General features: G+C 61.5%; 19 protein-coding genes. 11 read left to right on the plus strand and 8 right to left on the minus strand.

Annotated features, from left to right (window positions below):
* Window positions 1-126 precede the first annotated feature (126 nt).
* From RL_RS34305 to RL_RS34315, 3 genes are read left to right on the plus strand one after another with little or no spacing between them, the layout of a single operon-like run.
* Complete coding sequence (locus RL_RS34305; protein WP_011649051.1) at window positions 127-1,149, plus strand: amidohydrolase family protein; 1,023 nt, start codon at window positions 127-129, stop codon at window positions 1,147-1,149.
* Window positions 1,149-2,036 carry an amidohydrolase family protein gene (locus RL_RS34310; protein WP_011649052.1) on the plus strand — a complete coding sequence of 296 codons (888 nt, stop codon included), beginning with the start codon at window positions 1,149-1,151 and terminating at the stop codon, window positions 2,034-2,036. Before RL_RS34305 ends, RL_RS34310 begins: the two co-directional genes overlap by 1 nt.
* A 38-nt stretch (window positions 2,037-2,074) precedes the next feature.
* Window positions 2,075-3,184 carry a Bug family tripartite tricarboxylate transporter substrate binding protein gene (locus RL_RS34315; protein WP_244432423.1) on the plus strand — a complete coding sequence of 370 codons (1,110 nt, stop codon included), beginning with the start codon at window positions 2,075-2,077 and terminating at the stop codon, window positions 3,182-3,184.
* 274 nt (window positions 3,185-3,458) lie between these two features.
* Here the strand turns inward: RL_RS34315 and RL_RS34320 are convergent, their stop codons facing one another.
* Together RL_RS34320 and RL_RS34325 are read right to left on the minus strand one after the other, a co-directional pair.
* Entirely contained in the window at window positions 3,459-5,573 is a 2,115-nt protein-coding gene (locus tag RL_RS34320; protein WP_011649054.1) for a carboxy terminal-processing peptidase, read from the minus strand.
* 147 nt (window positions 5,574-5,720) lie between these two features.
* The gene (locus RL_RS34325; RefSeq protein WP_011649055.1) at window positions 5,721-6,200 is read right to left on the minus strand and encodes an MEKHLA domain-containing protein; all 480 of its coding nucleotides are present in this window, start codon (window positions 6,198-6,200) and stop codon (window positions 5,721-5,723) included.
* A 109-nt stretch (window positions 6,201-6,309) separates the two neighbouring features.
* Here RL_RS34325 and RL_RS34330 point away from each other — a divergent pair, with 109 nt between their 5' ends.
* Complete coding sequence (locus RL_RS34330) at window positions 6,310-7,659, plus strand: aminotransferase class I/II-fold pyridoxal phosphate-dependent enzyme (RefSeq protein WP_244432424.1); 1,350 nt, start codon at window positions 6,310-6,312, stop codon at window positions 7,657-7,659.
* A gap of 57 nt (window positions 7,660-7,716) precedes the next feature.
* Here the strand turns inward: RL_RS34330 and RL_RS34335 are convergent, their stop codons facing one another.
* Together RL_RS34335 and RL_RS34340 are read right to left on the minus strand one after the other, a co-directional pair.
* Window positions 7,717-8,439 carry a response regulator transcription factor gene (locus tag RL_RS34335; protein WP_003562390.1) on the minus strand — a complete coding sequence of 241 codons (723 nt, stop codon included), beginning with the start codon at window positions 8,437-8,439 and terminating at the stop codon, window positions 7,717-7,719.
* 13 nt (window positions 8,440-8,452) lie between these two features.
* Window positions 8,453-9,691, minus strand: coding sequence for a GAF domain-containing sensor histidine kinase (locus tag RL_RS34340; protein WP_011649057.1), 1,239 nt, complete (start codon window positions 9,689-9,691; stop codon window positions 8,453-8,455).
* A 280-nt stretch (window positions 9,692-9,971) separates the two neighbouring features.
* On the opposite strand from RL_RS34340, the gene RL_RS34345 reads away from it, so the two are divergent.
* From RL_RS34345 to RL_RS34365, 5 genes are all read left to right on the plus strand, one after another.
* The gene (locus tag RL_RS34345) at window positions 9,972-10,988 is read left to right on the plus strand and encodes an ABC transporter substrate-binding protein (protein WP_011649058.1); all 1,017 of its coding nucleotides are present in this window, start codon (window positions 9,972-9,974) and stop codon (window positions 10,986-10,988) included.
* A gap of 71 nt (window positions 10,989-11,059) precedes the next feature.
* Window positions 11,060-12,511 (plus strand): sugar ABC transporter ATP-binding protein, encoded by a 1,452-nt coding sequence (locus RL_RS34350; RefSeq protein ID WP_041937044.1) that lies wholly within the window; start codon window positions 11,060-11,062, stop codon window positions 12,509-12,511.
* Window positions 12,508-13,455, plus strand: a complete 948-nt coding sequence (locus tag RL_RS34355; protein WP_011649060.1) for an ABC transporter permease — start codon at window positions 12,508-12,510, stop codon at window positions 13,453-13,455. The genes RL_RS34350 and RL_RS34355 overlap by 4 nt, the downstream gene beginning before the upstream one ends.
* Window positions 13,452-14,402 carry an ABC transporter permease gene (locus RL_RS34360; protein WP_011649061.1) on the plus strand — a complete coding sequence of 317 codons (951 nt, stop codon included), beginning with the start codon at window positions 13,452-13,454 and terminating at the stop codon, window positions 14,400-14,402. Before RL_RS34355 ends, RL_RS34360 begins: the two co-directional genes overlap by 4 nt.
* 14 nt (window positions 14,403-14,416) lie before the next feature.
* Window positions 14,417-15,331 (plus strand): SMP-30/gluconolactonase/LRE family protein, encoded by a 915-nt coding sequence (locus RL_RS34365; RefSeq protein ID WP_011649062.1) that lies wholly within the window; start codon window positions 14,417-14,419, stop codon window positions 15,329-15,331.
* A gap of 93 nt (window positions 15,332-15,424) precedes the next feature.
* Here RL_RS34365 and RL_RS34370 read toward each other — a convergent pair whose 3' ends face one another.
* Together RL_RS34370 and RL_RS34375 are read right to left on the minus strand one after the other, a co-directional pair.
* The gene (locus RL_RS34370) at window positions 15,425-17,056 is read right to left on the minus strand and encodes a GMC family oxidoreductase (RefSeq protein ID WP_011649063.1); all 1,632 of its coding nucleotides are present in this window, start codon (window positions 17,054-17,056) and stop codon (window positions 15,425-15,427) included.
* 186 nt (window positions 17,057-17,242) lie between these two features.
* Window positions 17,243-18,040, minus strand: coding sequence for an alpha/beta fold hydrolase (locus RL_RS34375; protein WP_011649064.1), 798 nt, complete (start codon window positions 18,038-18,040; stop codon window positions 17,243-17,245).
* A 141-nt stretch (window positions 18,041-18,181) separates the two neighbouring features.
* Between RL_RS34375 and RL_RS34380 the strand changes: the two genes are divergently transcribed.
* Window positions 18,182-18,649, plus strand: a complete 468-nt coding sequence (locus RL_RS34380; protein WP_011649065.1) for a MarR family winged helix-turn-helix transcriptional regulator — start codon at window positions 18,182-18,184, stop codon at window positions 18,647-18,649.
* Window positions 18,650-18,669: 20 nt separating this feature from the next.
* Here RL_RS34380 and RL_RS34385 read toward each other — a convergent pair whose 3' ends face one another.
* The gene (locus tag RL_RS34385; RefSeq protein WP_011649066.1) at window positions 18,670-19,449 is read right to left on the minus strand and encodes an SDR family oxidoreductase; all 780 of its coding nucleotides are present in this window, start codon (window positions 19,447-19,449) and stop codon (window positions 18,670-18,672) included.
* A complete protein-coding gene (locus RL_RS34390; protein WP_011649067.1) occupies window positions 19,449-19,769 on the minus strand; it encodes a nuclear transport factor 2 family protein in 321 nt (106 codons plus the stop codon). Before RL_RS34390 ends, RL_RS34385 begins: the two co-directional genes overlap by 1 nt.
* A gap of 96 nt (window positions 19,770-19,865) precedes the next feature.
* Here RL_RS34390 and RL_RS34395 point away from each other — a divergent pair, with 96 nt between their 5' ends.
* Window positions 19,866-20,768, plus strand: a complete 903-nt coding sequence (locus RL_RS34395; protein ID WP_011649068.1) for a LysR family transcriptional regulator — start codon at window positions 19,866-19,868, stop codon at window positions 20,766-20,768.
* Window positions 20,769-20,829: the final 61 nt, after the last annotated feature.

Raw genomic sequence — 20,829 nt, forward strand, 5'->3', positions numbered from 1 at the left:
TCGAGCGAATGCTGGTCCAGGAGCTAAGCCGCGCCACCGCCGGCTGGTTCCCCATGCCTTCCCCTCCGACCGCGGGATTCGCTGCCGAGGCGAACGCATCTTTGCCGCTACAGGAACCTCAAAGATATGATCATCGACTGCCACGGCCACTACACCACGGCCCCTGCGCTCCATGGCGAATGGCGAGCACGACAGGAGGCCGCCATCAAATCGGGCGGCGATATCGATCCCGCCTATCCAGACATTTCCGACGATGAGATCCGCGAGACCATCGAGGCCAATCAGCTGCGGCTGCTGCGCGAGCGCGGCGCCGACATGACTATTTTCTCGCCTCGGGCTTCGGCGATGGCGCCGCATATCGGCGGAGAATTGGTGGCAAAGGTCTGGGCGCGCCGTTCCAACGATCTGATCAAGCGCGTGGTCGATCTCTATCCCGAGACTTTCGTGGGCGTGTGCCAGCTGCCGCAATCTCCTGGTGTCTCGATCGCCAACGCGATCGACGAGCTTGAGCGCTGCGTCAACGAACTCGGCTTCGTCGGCTGCAATCTCAATCCCGATCCCTCCGGCGGCAAGTTCGATTCGCCGCCGCTCACCGATCGCGCCTGGTACCCCTTCTTCGAAAAGATGGTGGAACTCGACGTTCCCGCGATGATCCACGTTTCCGGCAGTTGCAATTGTGCGATGCATGCGACCGGCGCCTATTACATTGCCGCAGACACCATTGCCTTCATGCAGTTCGTCGAGGGCGACCTGTTTGCGGATTTCCCCTCGCTGCGGTTCATCATTCCGCATGGCGGCGGAGCCGTTCCCTATCACTGGGGCCGTTATCGCGGCCTCTCCGACATGCTGAAGCGGCCGCCTCTGGCCGAGCACGTGATGAAGAACGTCTATTTCGATACCTGCGTCTATCATCAGCCGGGCATCGACCTGTTGTTCGAGGTGATCGATGTGGAAAACATCCTGTTCGGATCGGAAATGGTTGGCGCAGTGCGCGGGATCGACCCGCAGACGGGTCACTATTTCGACGACACCAAGCGCTATATCGAGGCTCTGACGATATCCGATGAGGACAAGCGGAAGGTGTTCGAACTCAACGCGCGCCGCGTCTATCCGCGTCTCGATGCACAGCTCAAGGCAAGGGGGCTGTGATGGCAAATTTCCAGATGGATCCCGATTGGCTCCGCTATCATCCCGACCCGACCAAACCGCGTTACATTCCGCCGTCTGGTGCAGTGGATGCGCATTGCCATGTCTTCGGGCCTGGGGATGTGTTTCCCTATGCGCCCGAGAGGAAATACACACCCTGCGATGCCGGCAAAGAGCAACTGTTCTCCCTGCGTGACTTTCTCGGATTCGAGCGCAACGTCATCGTCCAGGCGACATGCCACGGCGCCGACAATCGTGCCCTGGTCGATGCGCTGCATGCGGCCGGCGATCGTGCTCGCGGGATAGCGACGGTGCGCGACACGGTGACGAACGGGGAGCTCGCCGAATTGCATGACGCAGGGGTGCGCGGCGTGCGCTTCAACTTCGTTCGCCGCCTGGTGGACCCGAAACCGGATGCCTATTATCGTGCGATCATCGACCGTATCGCACCGCTTGGCTGGCAGGTGGTGATCTACTTCGAGGCGGCCGATCTCGAGGAGCGCTGGGACTTCTTCACCTCGCTGCCGACGACCGTCGTGGTCGACCATATGGGCCGGCCGGATGTCTCCCAGCCTGTCGACGGCCCGCAGTTCGGCCGCTTTATCCGGTTCATGACCGAGCATGAAAATGTCGTCAGCAAGGTGAGCTGCCCGGAGCGACTGTCGCGATCAGGTCCACCGAACTACGACGACGTCGTTCCGTTTGCGCGGACGCTGGTCGAGCGTTTCCCGGAGCGTGTCCTGTGGGGCACCGATTGGCCTCATCCCAATATGAAGGACCACATGCCCGACGACGGCGCGCTGGTGGATATCATCCCGCGCATCGCACCGTCCGAGGAGCTTCAGCGCAAGCTGCTGGTTGACAATCCTATGCGGCTCTATTGGCGGTAATCCGCCTTCGGGATGGCTGGACGACGCATTTCACGCAGGTGGAGGGCGCCGATCTGGATGCGCAGGGCATTCATGCATCGGTTGTGCGGACATCGTGCATCGGCATTTATCAAGAGGAGGAGATCATGAACATGAGCCTAGGACAACAAGTGAGCACGCCATCCCGGCGGATCGTAACATTGATGAAATCGATAATCCCGGCGCTCGTTCTAATACTCGCGATGGCGGTGGAAGCCCCGGCGCAGGAGAACGACTATCCGAGCCGCGAGATCAGTCTTGTCATTCCGTTCGGCCCTGGTGGAATTGCCGACATCACTGCACGCATCGTTGCGGATTCTCTCGGCAAAAAGCTTGGGAAACAGATCGTCATCCTGAATCAGCCCGGCGCGGGAGGATCGGTCGCCGCACGGGTGGCGCTGAATGGGGAGCCCGACGGATATACGCTCGCACTGCTTTCGAACGGAACTGCAGTCAGCGTTCCGTTATTCAAGAACCTGCAGTTCGATCCCGTCGCCGATTTCGTTCCGGTATCCAGCCTCGCCTATTTCGATTTCGTATTCGTGACCAAGGCGGATGGTAAATTCAAATCCCTCAAGGATATTCTCGAAGCAGCCCGCGCAAACCCGGGCGCGCTCAATGTCGGGACGATTAATGTCGGGAGCAGCCAGAACCTTGCGGCCGAACTCTTCAAATCGACGGCCGGGGTGGACCTCACGATCGTTCCCTACAAGGGCACGCCGGATCTACAAGTTGCCCTTCTCGGTGGGGAGCTTGACCTGATCATCGATAGCCAGACGGCGCTAAAGGCAGCACTTCAGCAGAACCAGGCTGTTGCGATTGCATCATCTGGCTCGGCCCGTTCTATCCTCCTGCCGGACGTTCCGACGGCCCAGGAAGAAGGCGTAAAAGGGTTCGATGTCACGTCCTGGAACGCCATCTTCGCTCCCGCCGGCACACCTCAGGCCGTCGTGAACAAACTGAACACGGCGCTCGTCGAGGTTCTTGGCGACCCCGACGTCAAGAAGCGGTTTGCGGATCTCGGCGTCGAGGCCCGTTCCAGCACGCCGCAGGAAATCGGTGATCGTCTGAAGGCTGATATCGACAAGTGGTCAAAGGTCATAAAGGATGCGGGCATCGCGCGGCAATAGACGGAACGCGTCCGCCAGCCTTCCCGTGCCTCAGCCGGCCGGGTCGCTTCTCCAGCCGATCCGGCATGCCCACCCATCCACTTCGCGATCATCCTGTCGCTGCAGGAGCCTGCCCTGACCGCGCGAACGGCAGCACCTGGTCTTCTGACCGCCTGTCATCACGCCGATGCGGAAATCGCCAACGAAATCCCTCGCCTTGAAAGGACCTGAACCCAGGCCGATCACGCCAAGGTGATCGCAAAGCTGCGCACACCGTTGCGCCGGTCATCGACGATTATTTTCCGTTCGTGTTTCCTGATTGTTTGGTGGCTGCCTTCAGCACGCCTTGCTGCAGATCCGCCTCGTCAGCAAGAATGGCGGCTGCCTCGTCGAGCAGGACGTCTTTTGCGTTCTTGCGGGCATTCTCGATGGCAATATCAGCGCTCAGGCTGCGCTCGCCTGCCTCCAGGCCGTCATCTCCAAGATCCTCGCCATCCCCTGCTTTCGCTCGATCCTTGAACCGTTTCTCGCGCGCCGTCGCTTCTTTGCGACGTTCGGTTTCATTGAGGGAAACAATTCCTTTTTCCCGCTGCGCCTTGAGGTCGGCAATGTCTTTTATCAGGCGTTGGAAGTCCGGATCGCTCTCAATCCGCGCATCATGGCGGCTTTGCAATGTCGGCAGCAACGTCGTGACAGTGTCGGCGGCCGTGTATTTCGCAGGTTTAATCTGAGCCCACGGCAGGGCATTGTCATAACTGGTCTCGCCGAAGCTCGTCGGATCGGAAAGTCCTGGCAAGCCGATATCGGGCGTTACGCCGTGCAACTGCGTCGTCCCGCCGTTGACCCGGAAAAACTGGGCAATCGTCACCTTCAGCTCCCCCAACTCGGGTTTGCTGTTGCGGACGATCCGGTCAAGATCGACGACGGTCTGAACGGTGCCCTTCCCGAAACTGGGTTCGCCGACGATCACGCCTCGACCGTAATCCTGGATTGCCGCGGCAAAAATCTCCGACGCCGAAGCCGATCCGCGATTGATCAGGACACCCACCGGGCCTGTCCAGACAGGGGCCGCAAGATCCGAGCTCCTCACTTCGACTTTGCCATCGCTGCCGCGTTGCTGAACGACCGGGCCATTGCCGATGAACAGGCCGGTCAAATCGATCGCCTCGTCCAATGAACCGCCGCCGTTGTTGCGCAGGTCGATGAGAACGCTGTCGACCTTTTCTTCGCTCAGCTCGCCGAGAAGCTTGGCGACATCACGGCTTGCGCTTTTGTAGTCCTTGTCTCCTTTGCGCTTGGCTTCAAAATCCTCATAGAATACCGGCAGCGTAATGATCCCGATTTTACGCGTGGCGTCGCCCGCTTTTACGGACAGTACAGTCTTCCGGGCGGCCTGCTTGTCGAGACTGATTTTATCGCGCACCAGGCTGATGACGCGATGCGTGCCCTCGGCTCCGGCATCTGCCGGCAGGATGTCCAGCCGCACGACGGAACCTTTTTTCCCGCGTATCATCTGCACGACTTCATCAAGGCGCGTGCCCACCACGTCCTTGATTGCGCCGTCCTTGCCTTGACCAACGCCGGTAATTCGATCTCCGACCGAGAGCTTGCCGGACAGCTGTGCCGGTCCGCCAGGAACGAGCTCACGGATCGTCGTGTAGTCGTCGCGCTCCTGCAGGACCGCACCGATACCAAACAGCGAAAGCTTCATCGAAACATTGAAGTCGGCTGAAGCGGCCGCACCGAAATAATCCGTGTGCGGATCGATCGAGGTTGCGTAGGCGTCCATGAACGATTGGAAAACGTCGTCGCTTTTGAACTTGTAAGCGCGCTCCAGCGTGTTTTCATAACGTTTGTCGAGTGTTTCTCGAATGGCCGCGTCGTTTTGGCCGCCCAGTTTCAACCGCAACCAGTCGCTCTTGACGCGCTTGCGCCAAAGCTCATTGCTCTCGGCCTCCGACTGCGGCCACGGCGCTTTATCGCGCAGCACCGAATAATTTTCCTGCGCGCTGAAATCGAAGCCTTGCTTAAGCAGGCTGCGCGCATAGTTCATGCGGTCGACAACGCGCTGCTGATACGCTTTGAAGATCGCAAACGGGATCTTCAAGTTTCTCTCCTCGATGGCATCATCGATCTCGCTGCGGTCGGACATGAATCCGTCGATGTCGGCTTGCAGGAAGAGCATGCGATCCGGATCAAGTGACTTGATGAACCCATCCATGATCCTGGCTGACAAGGCGTCGTCGAGTGGGACGGGCCTGTAGCTATACCGCGAAAGAAATTGCGCGCTCAACTCAGCGGCTTGCGCCTGTCGCTTTAGCGGAGCCAAAAGAGGCGGTGATGCGACTTCAGCATATGCGGACTGTGCAATTGCAAGAAATGCACCAAGGAAAAAGTAGGCTATGCGCATTCAGCGTTGATCCAATTCTTGATGCCGAGTGTCGATGTGCGATCTATGTGACGCAATCATGGTTTTTTGGCAACCAAATGGCAAACGACATGGTTTGCAAAGCTGCGGACATATCCGGCGCCTGGTTGGGGTCTCCGCAGCCGGCGCTCAATCCGCCTGCACGTCTTGCCAGGAATCGAACGTCGCAGCCTGACCGCGACGGCATCCGCTGCGGTCGACAAGATCCCAAACGATGGCGTTTTCGATATAGAAACGCCGCCCTGACTTGGCGATGCGAAGTCCGCGGTAGTCGGCGATAAAGCCGTTGGCCGCCACGGCATTCAACAACCTCTCGCGTTCGGCGCGATCGGGCGCCTCCGCCGAAAGACGCGATGGCAAAGTGATGAACTCGTCCCATGAATATTCAAAGCAGGCCTGGGCAGCGCGGTTTGCGTAGATGAAGCGCGGATCGGCGTCGGTATTATGGGCAAGGACAACTGCCGGCGACTGGTCGTAAAGCCATTCAGCACCCTGGCCTTCCGGCGTCAGGCTGCGTCCCACGCTTTGTTCGAAGCTTTCCGCCATCAATGCGTAAGATTCGGGATCGTAGGACAAGTCGAGGCCGGCGTCGTTATAGTTGGCAATCATGCTGCGCATCCTGGATTGCGGCGAGAGGTGTTGACGTGATGGTCTCGCTACAAAATCCTTTGCGCTACAGAAAGTGCAAGCTCCAAATGCGACGCGGTCAAGCTGGGCGATCGGGACTTCAGGCGTCATCCTGGGGCGACACGGTCGAAGCCTCCTGGTTTGCCGAAAAAATAGCCGACCGCAGCATCCGGGGGATCGCTCTCGAAACGAGCGCGCTGATCCGTGCCGGTGTCCTGCCCATTGGGACGCGCCTGCCGGCGATCCGCGATATCGCTTACGAATTGCATGTCAGTCCGGCAACGATCTCCGAAGTGGCGAGACGTTCCGGCTTGGCGACAAAGCGGTCGCCGCTGACCCAGGTGCCGTTGCGCCCCCGGCCGCTGATGATCTTTTGCCGCCGCAATTCACTCCAGGCAGCTCGGGAAATTATGCGGCAGGTGTGCTCGACCTCACCTTAGCCGGACCGGATGCCGCACTTCTTCCCCGCCTCGCCGAAGCCATGGCCTATGGCGCGTCCGTCGATGACCTCAACAGCTATGAGCGCAGCCGGATCGTACCAGAGTTGAAAGACGCCGTTTCAGAGCGATGGCCTTATGAGGCGGAAGCCTTTCTGGCCACCAATGGCGGTTACAACGCCGTCTATACGATATTGCATGCGCTGGTCTCCTCGGGCTCGTCGGTCGCGATCGAACATCCGACCGCGATGCGGCTGCTCGATATTCTGGAAGATCTCGGCGTGAAAATCATCCCTGTCGCCTGCGACGGCGAAGGCCCCCTGCCGGATTCGCTGCGCGAAGCATTGCAGCAACGTCCGGCAGCTTTCCTGTTCCAGCCGCGGCTGCATTCCGTGACCGGCGTTACGGTCAGTTCATCCCGCCTCGATCAGCTCGGCGATGTGCTGGAAGACAGCGATACGCTTATCATCGAGGATGACGGCGTCGGCGACGTGTCGGCGGCACCTCCGCAGTCGCTGGGCGGCCGATTTGCGGAGCGGACGATCCATATCCTCTCACTCTCGAAAAGCCTCGGCCCGGATCTGCGTCTCGCGGTTCTGTCGAGTTCCGCGCCGATCGTCGACCAGATCCAGTCTTACCGTTCCTTCAGCGCCGGCTGGACGAGCCGTATCCTGCAAGGTGCCGCGGCCTGGCTATTGCGCGATCCGGCAAGCTGGCAGCTTATCGGCGAGGCGCGCGAGATCTATCAGCAGAGACGCGACGCTCTTGCCGATGCGCTCAGCGAACGGGGAATACCGATACCGCCGGGTCAGGGCCTGTGCCTCTGGGTGCCCGTCGTCTCCGAACCATTCGCGATGGTGACGCTCGCCGCACGCAATATCGCCGTCAATCCAGGCAGCAAATTCTCCGTCCTGCCGAGCAGTCATATCCGTGTCGCGACCAGCACGCTCAGCCATCGCTGCGAGGAAGCCGCCGATGCGATTGCGCTGGCTCATACGCCGTGAAAAGCAGGGCCGCAGCCCGTGTCTCTGATCCCCAGTTTGTCCGAGCAAGTCCGGAAACTACTTTCCCTCAAGCCATTCCTGCAGCTCTGCCTCAGCCCGCTCCAGAGCGCTGTAGTTCAGGAGTTTGCGCAGGAAAGCGACGGTGACGGCGCGGGCGCGCAGATTGAAGCGGCCGTCCTCGTGGTCGTCGCCGGCGCTCTGGTAGACGTCGAGCTTGTCGTAGAGCTGCTGCAGGCGGTTCTGCACGCTGCGCAGCGAAAGGCCCCGACGTTTGGCGATGGCCCGGTCGGTGAGGCCGAGCGCGATATCGACGAGGATCTCGTATTCGGAATCGGTGAAGCCGTTCGTCTGGCCGAGGCTTTTCTGCTGCAGGCCCCGCACCTCGCGGTCGATGACGCACTGGCTCTCGATGAAGATCGAGCGCAGCGCAAGCTTCAGCCGCTCGTCGGAGGCGGATTTCAGCACATAGCCATAGGCGGCGCCATCCGGCACGATGCGGGAGACGCCGCGCACATAGGCCTCGTCCGAATAATTCGACCAGAACAGGATACGGGTCTCCGGCCGCTCCTTCCAGATGGTGCGCGCGGCCTCGATGCCGTTGCGGTTCGCCATCTGCAGGTCCATGACGATATGCGCCGACTTGTGGTCGCGGGCGAGCTTCTCGCCGACGGTTCCGTTCTCCGCCTCGATCACCGTGTCGCATTCCGGCAGAGCCGCGTTGACCGCCTCGTGCAGATAGGACCGGTGCAGCGGGTCGTCCTCGACGATCAGAACCTTCATCATGCCCTTCTCCTCAGTTTGGCCCGCTCGGCGGGTCGTTCGGTACGAGCGGTAGCACGACGCGCACCACAGTGCCGCGATTGTTGTGGCCGGGGCCGGTCGTGAACCGCGCTGAAATCAGCCGCGCACGGGTCTTCATATTGTCGATGCCGCCGCCGATCCGGCCCCGGGCCTTGGCGAGCCCGGTTCCGTCGTCGGAGATTTCGATCGATAGCCGGTCGTCATCGGCCTCGAGCCGCACCGTGACGGCCAGCGGCGCGGCATGGCGTACCGCATTGTTGATCGCCTCCTGGGCGATCCGGAACAGCGCGACGCTGACGGTCGGTTCCAGTCGCTCCAGTGCGCAGTGCGTCTCGTCGACAAGGCCCCACTCGATCCCCGACCCCGTGTCGCGGGTCGATCGGTCCAGATGATGTTCGATCGCCTGAGCGAGGCCGAAGAGCTGGAGCACGGAGGGTTTTGCCTGCTCGATGATCTGCCGCAGATCCTGCATGCAATGCTGCAGGGAACGGGAGATCGGCTCCAGCGCCTCGGGCGCCAACTCGCCGTTGCGCGACAGCCGATCGATCCGGCGGGCGAGCCGCGTCAGGTCGGCGAGCGTCTGGTCGTGCAGGTCCATGCCGATGCGCTGGCGTTCCTGCTCCAGCGCTTCGGTAAGCTTCAGCGCACCTTGCCGCAAGCCCTCCTCGCGGGCGCGGGCCTCTGCCTCGACAATGGCCGAGCGTTGCGCCTGCTCGGCTGCCTGCAGCGCGAAGAAATAGGGCGTCAGCAGGTCGGCGATGATGCGGGCGCGTTCGATATCCTCCATCGTATAAACGCTCGCCCTGTGCGACGAACAGGAAAGCGCCGCGATGATCGTGCCCTGCACCTTCATCGGCACATGCAAGCGGCTCCTCAGCGACTGTTCGACGATCGGCCGCTTGAAGGCGCCCTCGAAGTGGAAACGCGGGTCGGTCATGGCGTCGTCCGCCAGCAGAAAATCCACCTCGCCCCAGAGCAGCGAACGGATGGGGCTGTTGACAACAGGCGCGCCGGCAAGGCCGCCCCAGGCGGTCTCGATGCCGGTCTCATAGGCCGTGTGGTAGTTGCCGCCCTCAAGCAGCACGCAGACATCGAGGTGGTCGTGCGGGATGATATGGGCGACCTCGGCCGCAACGGAACGGATAGCCGAGCGGAAGTCGAGCTGGCCCGCGAGCAGCCGGGAAATGCCGAGATAGTGGTCGAACATGGCTGCGGGTACGAGATGCAGCATCGTCAGTTCCTCCCCGAGGCGGCAGCAGGCTCCTCAACCCGCCGCGACCCTTCGCAGTAAGCGCCCGCGGAAGCGCCGCCGTCTTGCGTAAACCCGCAGCTTGTTGCGCAAATCCCGCAAACGGATTGCCGCCTTGCCCCTGTACAGGCCGGTCGATCTCCCGCATCCTGCCCTTACTGAGAGGAGGAAGCTCAGTGCAAGAACAATTTTCACTCGGACCCAATTGGGCCGGCAGGAGTGAAGCGATCCGCCGACCAGCGCGATCATCAGGGAGGAAGACATGACAATCCGTAAGATGCTTCTGGCATCGGCCGCTATTGCTTGCGCCGCGATGCCCGTTTCCGCCTTTGCCGAGACATCGGCCAAGAAGATCGCCCTTTCCAACAACTATGCCGGCAACTCGTGGCGGCAGGCCATGCTGACGAGCTGGGGCAAGGTGACGGGCGAAGCCGTGAAGGCCGGCACCGTTGCCGCAGCCGACCCTTTCACCACCGCCGAGAACCAGGCGACGGAGCAGGCCGCGCAGATCCAGAACATGATCCTGCAGGGTTATGACGCCATCGTGCTGAACGCCGCCTCGCCGACGGCGCTGAACGGTGCGGTCAAGGAAGCCTGCGATGCCGGCATCATCGTCGTGTCCTTCGACGGCATCGTCACTGAACCCTGCGCCTGGCGTATCGCGGTCAACTTCAAGGAAATGGGCCGCAGCGAGGTCGAGTACCTGTCGAAGAAACTTCCGGACGGCGGCAACCTGCTCGAGATCCGCGGCCTTGCCGGTGTCTTTGTCGACGACGAAATCTCGGCGGGCATCCACGAGGGTGTCAAGCAGTTCCCGCAGTTCAAGATTGCCGGCTCCGTTCACGGCGACTGGGCGCAGGACGTGGCGCAGAAGGCTGTTGCCGGCATCCTGCCGAGTCTGCCCGACATCGCCGGCGTGGTGACACAGGGCGGTGACGGCTATGGCGCCGCACAGGCGATTGCCGCAACCGACCGGAAGATGCCGATCATTATCATGGGCAACCGCGAGGACGAACTGAAGTGGTGGAAGGAGCAGAAGGACGCGAAGAGCTACGAGACCATGTCCGTATCCATCGCGCCAGGCGTCTCCACACTCGCTTTCTGGGTGGCCCAGCAGATCCTCGACGGCAAGGAAGTCAAGAAGGACCTCGTCGTGCCCTTCCTGCGCATCGACCAGGACAATCTCGAAACCAACCTCGCCAATACCCAGGCCGGCGGCGTCGCCAACGTGGAATACACGCAGGCAGACGCAATCAAGGTCATCGAGTCGGCAAAGTAATTCTCCTGGCGACTGCCGCGCGGTCGCAGAAGGTCGCGCGGCATTTTTTGCAAGCAGGCATGGCGGGCAGCATGGATGACGTTTTGAAGGCGGTGATCGCCGTCGATGGCGCCAAGGTGAGTTTCGGCGCCGTCAGGGCACTCGATGGCGTGACCCTTCGCGTCATGCCGGGCGAATGCGTCGGGCTTGTCGGGCACAATGGAGCCGGCAAGTCCACCATCGTCAGCGTGATCAATGGCGGCCTCACACCGCATGAAGGAAGTGTGGCGAGCGACGGCGAACGGCTGGAGCGTTATGGCATCAACGCTGCGCGTGCCCGCGGCGTGCGCTGCGTCTTCCAGGAGCTTTCGCTCTGCCCCAACATTTCGATCGTCGAGAACACGCGCATCATGCATCGCCATCTCGGTGGCTTCGGCTGGCGCAGGCGCGCCGCAAAAATCATCGAGACGAGCCTCGACGCCGTCTTTCCCGGCCACGGCATCGACAGCAGCAGGGCCGTGGGAGATCTTTCGATCGCCGAGCGGCAGATGGTCGAGATCGCAATGGCCTTTTCCGACTCCGGCATTGCGCCGAGGCTGGTTATCCTCGACGAACCGACCTCGTCGCTCGATGCAAGCCTTGCCCGCCAGATGCTCGATCATGTCCGCCGCTTCATTGCAGCGGGCGGGTCCGTCATCTTCATCTCGCATATCCTGCACGAGATCCTCGAAACCGCCGACCGCATCGTCGTCATGAAGGACGGCCGCGTCGTCGCCGAGCGCCCGGCGCAGGGCTTCGACCATCACGGCCTCGTCGAAGCCATGGGTACCGTCGCGAAGGAGGAGACCGGGCAGCGCTCAGTGCGCGAACTGTCCACCGCTCCGCTCATTCTGTCCCATCAGGCGAAGGGGCTTCCTTTTGCGGCCCGCAAGGGCGAGATCATCGGACTGGCGGGTCTGGCGGGCCATGGGCAGACCGAACTCCTGCTCGCGCTGCATGCCGCCCAGTCCAGCAACTGGCTGCCCGAGCGCGATCCGCTCGTCACCTTCGTTGCCGGCGACCGCCGCCTGAACGGCGTCTTCGAACTCTGGAGTATCCTGCGCAACTTCTCCATCGCCTCGCTCGGTGACCTCTCCCGGCGCGGCCTCATCCTCGCGGGCGAAGAGGAGACGAAAGGCGCCGACTGGAAGCGGCGGATCGAGATCCGCACGCCCGATATGGACAACCGCATCCTGTCGCTTTCGGGCGGCAACCAGCAGAAGGTGCTCTTTGCCCGCGCGCTTGCGACGCGCGCGCCTGTTGTCCTGATGGATGATCCGATGCGCGGTGTCGACGTCGGCACCAAGCAGGAGGTCTACGCGATCATCCGCGAGGAGGCGGCGCGCGGCCGCACATTCATCTGGTACTCGACGGAGATGGACGAGGTCCGCCTCTGCGATCGCGTCTACGTCTTCCGCGAAGGCCGCATCACCACCGAACTCGCCGGTGATGCCGTCAACGAGACGAGTATCATCGCCGCCTCCTTCGAGGGGGCCGCTGCATGACGTTCCGGCTGTCGTCCGACGCCCTGCGTCTTGCCATTCCTGCCTTGTCGCTGACGCTGCTGCTCGCCGCCGTCTTCTGGCTGCAGCCGCGCGCCATGAGCTATGTCGGGCTCAACCTGCTGTTCAACCTGGCTGTGCCGATCGCGCTTGCGACGATCGCCCAGATGATCGTGATGGCGGTGAACGATCTCGATTTGTCGATGGGCGCCTTCGTCAGCTTCGTCGCCTGCGTCACCGCGACCTTTCTGCGGGATGCTCCGGTGATCGGCGTGCTGATCCTTGCCGGCGCGATCGCAACTTATGCGGGCCTCGGCGTCGTCATCTATCTGCGCAACCTGCCGTCCATTGTCGTGACCCTCGGCATGAGCTTCGTCTGGGGCGGCCTTGCCGTTCTGCTGCTGCCGGCACCGGGCGGGCAGGCGCCGGACTGGGTGCGCTGGCTGATGACCGTCAAGCCGCCGCTGGCGCCGATGGCGATCGTCGCCAGCATCGTCATCGCCTTGGTCGCCCATCTTCTCGTCATGCGGTCGTCGCTCGGCGTGCTGATGCGCGGCATCGGCGGCAACCAACGCTCGGTCGAGCGCGCCGGCTGGTCGATTGTCGGGGCGCGCGCTTCCGCCTATGGTCTTGCCGGCCTCTTTGCCGTGCTCGCCGGCATCGCCCTCGTCGGCCTGACGACCTCGGCCGATGCCAATATCGCGTTGCGCTACACGCTGCTGTCGATCGCCGGCGTGATCCTCGGCGGCGGCGAGTTCATCGGCGGCCGCGTCTCCCCGATCGGCGCCGTCATCGGTGCGCTGACGCTGACGCTTGCCGGCTCGTTCCTGTCCTTCCTGCGGATCTCGCCGGATTGGCAGATCGGGGCTCAGGGTGCGATCCTGATCATCGTGCTGGCACTTCGGCTGATGCTGAACCGCCTGGAGAAGCGGGAGAAACGCCGATGACCCCGCTCTTTCGCCTATTCCGCAAACCCTGGATCTGGTCGTGGCTTGCCGCCTTTGTCGTCTGGTTCCTGACGATCATGGTGACGCTCGGCGCCAGCGCGCTTGGCCTGTCGCAGGCAGCCCTCACCTTCGCGGCCTTCTCGGTCATCGTCGGCATCGGCCAGATGTTCGTCATCACGCTCGGCCCCGGCAACATCGATCTGTCGGTTCCCGCCACCATGACGCTTGCCGGCACGGTGGCGCTGAAGCTGATGAATGTCGAAAACGGCATGATCCTGCCCGGCCTTCTCGTTGCCATCGTCATCGGCCTTGTCGTCGGCCTCGGCAATTATGCACTCATCAAGGCGCTGCGCATTCCGCCGATCATCGCCACGCTGTCCATGAGCTTCATCGTGCAGTCCGCCGCGATCTGGACGAACCGGGGCTTGCGCATCAAGCCTCCGAGCGTGCTGGCGGAATTCACCACGTCGAGCACGCTCGGCGTGCCGAACGTTGCGATCGTGGCACTCCTCATCTCGCTCCTTGCCTGGTTCCTGCTCGAGAAGACGATCTACGGACGCTGGATCTCGGCGATCGGCCAGAGCATGCCGGCTGCGCGCATGGCCGGCATACCGGTCGACGGCACGCGTTTCGTCACCTATCTCTTCTGCGCCGTGCTCGCATCGGTCGCAGGCTATCTGCTCGCCTGTTTCTCGGGCGGGGCGGCGCTCAACATGGGCTCGGAATATCTGCTGATGTCGATCGCTGTCGTCGTGATCGGCGGCACGGCGGTGGCCGGCGGCGATTCCAACGTGCCGGGCATCTGGGGCGCGTCGCTCTTCATGTTCCTGGTCGTCTCCATGCTCAACACTTACGGGCTCGGCGCGGGCATCCGCCTGATCATGACCGGCCTCATCATCATCAGCGTCATCATGCTCGCCGGCGGTCGCCGAGCTGGCATGCGATAAACGGAAAGACCGCCATGGCCGAGGCCAGCATCTACGAAATCCACGACCCGCGCTTCCGGCAGATGATCGTGACGAGCGCCGGTCTCGACGAACTCTATTCCGGCTGCCGCTGGGCGGAGGGTCCCGTCTGGTTCAACGATGCGAACCAGCTGCTGTGGAGCGACATTCCCAACCAGCGCATGCTGCGATGGACGCCCGAGAGCGGCGTCTCCGTCTATCGGCAACCGTCCAACTTCACCAACGGCCATACGCGCGACCGGCAGGGACGGCTGATCTCCTGCGAGCATGGGACGCGCAGCGTCACCCGCACCGAGGTCGACGGCTCGATCACCGTGCTCGCCGACCGTTTCGAGGGCGCCAGGCTCAATTCGCCGAACGACGTGGTGGTGAAGTCCGACGGCTCGATCTGGTTCACCGATCCGACCTACGGCATCATGTCGGACTATGAAGGTTTTCGCGCCGAGCCGGAGCAGGCAACCCGCAACGTCTATCGGCTCGATCCGACGACCGGCGCGCTTGCGGCTGTCGTCACGGATTTCATCCAGCCGAACGGCCTTGCCTTCTCGCCCGACGAGACAATCCTCTATGTGGCGGATTCGGCCGCAAGCCACGACGAAAGCCTGCCGCGTCACATCCGCGCCTTCGATGTGATCGACGGCAACAGGCTCACGAACAGCCGCGTCTTCTGCCTGATCGACAACGGCATCCCGGACGGCATCCGCACCGACGTCGACGGGAACCTCTGGTCAAGTGCCGCCGACGGCGTGCATTGCTTCGACCCGACGGGCAAGCTGATCGGCAAGATCCGCGTACCGCAGACCGTCGCCAACCTCACCTTCGGCGGCCCCCAACGCAATCGGCTGTTCATTGCGGCGACGCGGTCGGTTTATTCGGTCTATGTCGCGGTGAGTGGGGCTCAGGTGCCGTGAGGTTGGTCGCCTTGAACCAATATACAAACCGTTTCTACAAAAAGCTCGGCGGCCCACGTATGCTGGCCGCCGAGCTCCACATAAATCTCTTCATCATATAGGCTGATTGAACCCTCCGCTCGAGTCCGTAAGACCATGCATTTCCCGGATCAGATCGGCCGCCCGCTCTCCGATGACAACACAGGGCGCCATCGTGTTGCCGGTGGTGATGCGAGGCATGATCGAGGAGTCTGCGATGCGAAGGCCATCAATACCGTACACTTTGAGCTCGTTATCGACCACCGACATGCTGTCGCGTCCCATCTTGGCTGTGCAGGATTGATGCCAGTAGGTGACCGCCGAACGCCGGATAAAGTCGATCATCCCTGATCTGTTGCGCGCGCCCGGAGCAGTCTCGGCCGTTACCAACGGCTTGAAAGCGTCGCTATTTCCCAATTCCCGGCATAGCTCCACCGCGGCCAGGGCAGCAGCCATGTCTTCTGGTTCGCTCAACGAATTGGGTTCGATGAGGATAGGGTCACTTGCGTTGGGGCCGGAGAGCCGAAGCCAACCACGGCTTTTCGGCTGGGCGAGGCCGTTAAACATCGTCCAGCCATGTTCCGGCGTTTCGAGACCCGTCTCGAAGGGCGACGGCACGGCGAACTCCAGCTGGCACTGAAGAATGTCCGGCTGGGCGAGACGCGCGTCGCTTTTCCAGTAGAGTTTTGCTTCGCAGCCACTGCCACCGACGGCTTCTGGTTTTCGATATGCCCAGGTGCTGCCGAATGCGAGGTGATCCTGATGATTGCGCCCAACGCCAGGTAAATGTTGAACCACGGGAATGCCGTGGGCTTGCAGATCATCTTCCGGCCCTATGCCCGACTGCATCAACACTTTCGGTGTGTTGATCGCGCCGAGCGACAGTACCGTTTCGCAACGCGCAATGAATTGACGTCGTTGATCACCGACGAGAGCCTCGATCCCCGTCACGCGCTTGCCATCGAAGATGAGCCGCGTGACCAGTGCGTCGGTCAGCACCGTCAGGTTCGGCCGCGACATGAGCGGACGGACATACGATCCGAACACGGATTCCCGCTTGCCATCGCGGATCCGCAGTTCAGCGATCGATGCCCCTCCTGGCCCCTCCATCATTTCACCGTTCGAGCTATCGTAGACGGGAATGCCGATAGTGGATGCCGCACGCAACAGGGCCTCTGCGATCGGTTGGGGCGCCTGCGGCTGCGCTACGTAGACCGGTCCTCCCACGCCGCGACGCGTTGGGTCCGGAGCGCCGTGCCAGTCTTCGATCCGGCGATAGTAGCCGAGGATCGACTGGTAGCCCCACGCGTCATCGCCGGCTTCAGCGGCAAAGTGGTCCCAGTCCCCCTTGTGTCCTCTGGCCCACACCATGACATTGATGCTCGAACCGCCACCGAGCCCCTTGCCCATGCTGAGAGGAAGACGTCGTCCGTCCAGGCCGGGGGTCGGTTGTCCAACAAAGCCCCAGTCGCGGCTCGAGCCGAGATTGAGCGGCCACTGCGCAGGGTTCGTAACGGTTTCGGCCGCATCGTCCCCACCCGCCTCGAGCAGCAGAACGCTCGCGTTCCCATCCTCTGCCAGTCGCGCAGCGACAACGGAGCCGCTGGACCCGGCGCCGCAGACGATGAAGTCGAAAACATCACCGACCTCGTGCTGAGGAATAGGCGGATTTTCGGGTGCATTTTGGTCATGACTATTCAGCTTCACGTGACTACCTCCGTGAATGGATTGAAAGAAATTGCGAAAGTGCTGGGGATTTCACGGCGAAGCCGCGCAATAGTTCTAATTCAGCGATCGTGCGGCATTTACTTGCTCTGCCGCTACCGCGCCTGGTTCGAGGCCCTGCTCGTCGTCATCGGGACAGTGCGGGCTGTCCCGATGAGGCTGCGTCCGTCATTGCTTCTTCGCCGAGACAGCCTTGGCGGCCTCATCAATGGTATCCGCCACGACTTTCGGCTGCGTCATGAACAGGGCGTGGCTCGCCGAAACCTTGGTGATCTTCGCCTTGATGCGCTCTGCCATGTGGATCAGCATCGCCTGATCGAATGCCTTGTCTTCGGTAGCGATGACGGCCCAGCTCGGCTTGGTGCGCCATGCAGCATTTTCCAACTTCGTGCCGAACGCCGACATGTTGATCGGGACCTGCGCATCCCTCATGAATGCAACATCCGCATCGCTGACGTCATGAGCAAAGCCAGCCTTGAACTTTTCCGGGCTGACATATCCAAAGCCATCTTTCGTGGTCTCAATGACGAATTCCGATGCAGGAGCAAATCCTTGGTATTGCTGTGCCGTTGTCTCGCCGGCATCGGGGGACAGAGCAGAAACATAGACGAGGCCAGCAACCTTTGCGTCGATGCCCGCTTCCGTGATGACCGTGCCGCCCCAGGAATGTCCAACGAGAATGACCGGACCATCCTGCCGTTCCAGCGCACGTTTGGTGGCGGCAACGTCGTCTTCGAGGGAGGTCAGCGGGTTCTGGACGATCGTAACGCGATAGCCGCGCTTGGTGAGATTGTCGTAAACACCCTTCCAGCCAGAACCGTCCGCAAAGGCGCCGTGGACAAGCACAACGTTTCTGACCGACTGGTCTTGAGAGATGGTGTCCGCTGCGTTCGCCGGCAATGCGGCAGCGGACAGTGAGGCTGCAGCAGCAATTGCGGCTACGGTGGTCGTGGTCTTGCGTGTCATGGCTATCTCCTCGTTAACTGCGATAACTATTATCGCGATATATGTAAGCTCGCAGACTTTGGATTGCGCGTCAAGATAATTCTTATCGCGATATTTAATTTCTCTCTAGCATGGGCTATATGGAGTCTACAGGAGCTCACAATGACCGCACGCCATAACGACCCGCCCCCTCTGCACGACCAATTGTGCTACGCAATTTACACTGCTGGTATTGCCATCCAGCGTGCTTACAAGCCCCTTCTCGATGAGTTGGGCCTGACGTACCCGCAGTACCTCGTGCTCAACGTGCTGTGGGGCGAGGATGGGCAGACGGTGGGCGCCATTGCCAATGCCCTTGCCCTGGAATCCAGCACGCTGACGCCGCTTCTAAAGCGCCTTGAGGTATCCGGCCTGCTGCGTAGGACCAGAAACCTGAGCAACGAGCGCCAGGTGTTGATTGCGTTGACCGACGAAGGCAGGGCATTACAGCACAAGGCTGGTTGTCTCAGCGACACCTTGCTTGCAGCTTCGACCCAGACGCCACAGGAATTGGGCGCTCTGAACCGCGACGTCCGCCATCTCCGCAACGCGATCTATTCCCAGATCGGCGGCTGGGACGCACCCGCCTGATTTGCCGTGTATGTCGGCGCCTAAGCTGTTGGCACTGTCCCCCCATCGATTGTATATTCGGTACCGGTGATCGACGCAGCCCGGTCCGAGGCGAGGAAGGCAATCAGGTTTGCGACCTCTTCCGGCTTTGCCGGACGCCCCAGCGGAATGCCGCCCAGCCCGTCCATGATGATCTTTTTGCCCCCCTCGAGGTCTGTTCCGGCCTGCTTCGCCAGGCGCTCTGCAAGGTGGACCGAAGCTTCCGTTTCGATCCAGCCTGGCGACACCCGAACGACACGAACACCTTTGGGCGAAACTTCCTTCGACATCGCCTTGCTGTAAGTGGAAAGCGCTGCCTTCGCCGCAGCATAGGCCGTCGTCGATTCCGGAAGCGGCAGGACTCTCTGGATGGATGTCACATGCACCACCACACCGTTTCCTTGAGCGACCATGTCCGGAACCAGTTGCCGATCCAGGCGAACGGCTGGAAAAAGGTTGAGCGACAGCTCCTTATGCCAGTCGTCTTCCGACAGTGCAGAAAATCCACCTCCGGCCGCTGAAGAGCCACCCAGCATATGGACGATGACGTCGACGCCGCCAAGGCGCCGCCGTGTGGCCTCTGCGACGATTGCACATCCCCCTTCGGTGGTCAGGTCCGCCTCGACGAACAGGTCTTCCGACAGGCTGTCCGGACAGGCCCGAGCGGCTGTCAGCACCTGCGCGCCGAGCTCCCGAAACAGTCTGACGGTCGCGGCACCAGTACCTTTGGTTCCAGCCGTAATGAGGGCCCGTTTGCCTCTCAGGTTGAGAAAGTCGGCCATTATAATATCTCCAGCCTGACAATCCTGTCGTCCTTGATGGTGAAGGCGTGGGTGAGCATCACCGGGCTACCGGGAAACTGGCCGCTCACCCTCGCCCGGACGAGTGCCTTGTCGCCGTCAACCGCGGATTCCACGGGTTCGGCACGGTATTGGGTCGCCTTCTTCGCAGCCACCCACCAGTCGCGGATTGCGACGGCGCCCTGATGGCGAGCGTTCTCATCTTCGACCACGGCATCGACCGCGAGGGTCTTCACCAGCGCATCGGCATCATTGCGACTGTCGGCGTCAAAATACATGTTTACGATATGGGGCAAATCCATCCTGTTTCTCCTCATGATCTGCCCCGATAGTTAGCGCTCGACCATTGCATAGATAAGTGGGATAAACCGGAATTCGGTATTGAACGGATCGGGACAATGGAACACGCCAGCTTGAAGGAACTCGAAGCGGCCATTGCGATTGCCCGGCGCGGGACATTCCGCGCAGCAGCCATCGATCTCGGCATGTCGACCACCGCGCTCAGCCACACCATAGGCAGGCTTGAGGCCGGGCTCGGCGTGCGACTGTTCAACCGCACCACACGCAGCGTGTCGCTGACTGATGCCGGCAGGCTGTTTGTGCAGCAGGTAGGGCCTACGCTTCAGGATCTCCATGCTGCTCTGGATCTGGTACGCTCCCACCGCGAGACTCCTTCCGGAACAATACGGATCAACGCAGCGCCGTTTGCGGCGCGCGCCATCATCTCACCGCTCGTGCTGGAGTTCCTGCGCCGCTATCCCGACATGAATGTCGATATCGTTACCGAGGGGAAAATGGTCGATATCGTCAAGGAGGGGTTCGATCTGGGCGTCAGGGTTGAAGGCCTCGTTCCCACCGACATGATTGCCGTTTCGCTCGGGCGGCCTCAGCGACACGCTGTCGTCGGGTCTCCTGAGTATTTCAAGAAGCACGGTAGGCCCATGGTGCCTCCGGATCTTCTCAATCACCGATGCATCCGCGTGCGGCTGCCTGACGGCTCCTTGTTTCGATGGCGGTTCGAAAAAGACGGCGAGCCGGTGCAGATAGACGTGCGGGGGCCAATCGCACTCGATGAGGCCAGCCTTACGCGGACTGCCGTGCTTGAAAACGCCGGCGTGGGCTACCTCTTTGAACAAGACATTCTCTCGGACATAGAGGCGGGGCGCGTTGCTCGTGTTCTAGAAGATTGGACGCCGCCCTATCCAGGCCTGTGCCTCTACTATCCTGGACGCCGAAATCTATCGGCTGGCGTCAGAGCATTTCTCGACTTAGCTCGTGAGTTCTCCCGAAAAGCGGCTTAACCCACTGCCTTCCGCCTTGAACGCTTTCGAACCGTTGGCCGGTGAACCCTCCTGCTTCGTT

Source organism: Rhizobium johnstonii 3841, assembly GCF_000009265.1.
Taxonomy (GTDB): Bacteria; Pseudomonadota; Alphaproteobacteria; order Rhizobiales; family Rhizobiaceae; genus Rhizobium; species Rhizobium acaciae.